Here is a 1831-nt window from a genome sequence, read left to right as displayed (position 1 = left end):
GCGTCTGACCCTGCTCCAGATAACCTTGTAAATCTTGTTCATAAATACACTCTCCTTTGCATCATCATAAAAATAAGCCGAAGAATCACGTTCTTCGGCAGTTTTTTCCCGCAAGTTTTCGTTCGCATGGATCCCCTCCCGTCGCAAATTTTACCGTTGCTTTCTCAGGATATTCCCGAGGCGCTCTTTGAGGCTTATTTTAAATTCCTTTGAAAAATAGGATCCATCGTTCGTGTTTCGTTGAATGCAAACTGATAACTCTCGTATATTCAAATTGTAATTAAACGACGAGTGATATCATATCATCCCCCCCCCCGCGTAAAGATGCCTTATTGTTTATATCGATCATTTCTTTTCCTTTTTCGCCCTCGGCCGCGCAGGCCCGGGAAACTCGACATGAAGGTTGATGTCCGGGGGGAAACTTGGGGAGAGTAAAAAAGAGGCGCCGGACGTTTTCATTTTTGAAAATGTCCGGCGCCTTTCTCGATGTATCCACAGCGGAGTCATTTCGCTTTTTTCCACCGTTTCGGGAGGCGGCAGGTTCCCCAAACGCGGGGTGGAAAACGGAGAACGCCGCTGGCTTTTGCCCGGGCTTTGGCTTATACTGGAGGCGTTCGAGCCGGGAGACGGCACAGCTATCGGCGCGACCGACGCGCCGCGACAGGAGAGAACCATGACGACGAAAGACGAAGTGCTGAAAATCCTCGCCCGTTCGCAGGGCCAATACGTGTCGGGCGAAGACCTGGCCCGCCGGCTTTCGCTGAGCCGCAACGCGGTCTGGCGGGCGGTGAAGTCGCTGCGGGGCGAGGGCTGCTCCATCGACGCCGCGACGCGGCGCGGCTACCGCCTCAACGAAACGCCCGACATTCTGTCGCCGCAGGCGGTCGAAAAATACTTTTCGCGCCGCGCGGCCCGCTGGGACGTTGAAGTCCGCAAATCCGTGACCAGCACCAACGCGGTGCTGAAAGCGATGGCCGAAAAAGGCGCGCCGGAGGGGAAGATCCTCGTCGCCGCGGAACAGACGGCCGGCAGGGGGCGCATGAACCGCCGCTTTTACTCCCCCGCCGGCAGCGGCGTTTACATGAGTTTGCTGCTGCGGCCCTCGTGCAGCGCCTCGCAGTCGCTGTACATCACGACGGCCGCCGCGGTGGCCGTGGCGGAAGCCATCGAGCACGTCGCGGGGGGAAAGGCGCAGATCAAATGGGTCAACGACGTCTACCTGCGCGGCAAAAAGGCGTGCGGCATCCTCACCGAAGCGGCTTTCGACATGGAGACGAACCGCCTCGCCTACGCGGTGCTCGGCATCGGCGTCAACATGCGCCCGCCGGCGGGCGGCTTCCCCGACGAGCTGGAACCGATCGTGACCAGCGTCTTCGGCGAGGCGGATTACGATCCCGAGAAGCGCAACCGGATCGTCGCCGAGATCGTCGAACGCTTCTGGCGCTTCTACGAAAACCTGGGCGAAAAAGCGTTCCTGCAAGGCTACCGGGAGCGTTCGTTCCTGACGGGCAAGGACGTTGACGTCGTCGAGGGGGCGGAGCGCCGTCCGGCGCGCGCGCTGGACATCGACGGCGAGTTCCGGCTGCACGTCCGCTACGAGGACGGCGCCGAAGAGTATCTGCAGTCCGGCGAAGTCTCAGTGAAGCCGCGCGGCGGCACGGCATAAAAAAACGGCGAGGCCGGGAAAACTTTTCCCGATCTCGCCGTTTTCTTTTTTAAAAACTCCACCGCCTGTAAACCGCCATGACGGCGACGAACGCCGCGACGCAGGCCAGCGCCGCCCAAAGGCTGCGCGCGCCGTGAAAGGCCGCGCCGGGCGGCGCGTCGAAGG

At 60.1% G+C, this 1831-nt stretch carries 2 protein-coding genes; both read left to right on the top strand.

Features of this window, described 5'->3' with window-relative positions:
- Nucleotides 1–213: hypothetical protein (locus tag HMPREF7215_RS13845; protein ID WP_232205553.1), on the top strand; the 213-nt coding region annotated here is incomplete at its 5' end.
- Between the two features lie 460 nt (nucleotides 214–673).
- On the top strand, nucleotides 674–1666 hold the full coding sequence (locus HMPREF7215_RS08805; RefSeq protein WP_040551037.1) for a biotin--[acetyl-CoA-carboxylase] ligase: 993 nt from the start codon (nucleotides 674–676) through the stop codon (nucleotides 1664–1666).
- Nucleotides 1667–1831 lie beyond the last annotated feature (165 nt).

Origin of the sequence: Pyramidobacter piscolens W5455, from assembly GCF_000177335.1 — a bacterium.
Taxonomy (GTDB): Bacteria; Synergistota; Synergistia; order Synergistales; family Dethiosulfovibrionaceae; genus Pyramidobacter; species Pyramidobacter piscolens.
This window is presented reverse-complemented; position numbering and strand designations above follow the sequence as displayed.

Coding starts and splice junctions, on each gene's coding strand:
- HMPREF7215_RS08805 (WP_040551037.1), top strand. CDS start 674: ATGACGACGAAAGACGAAGTGCTGAAAATCCTCGCCCGTTCGCAGGGC.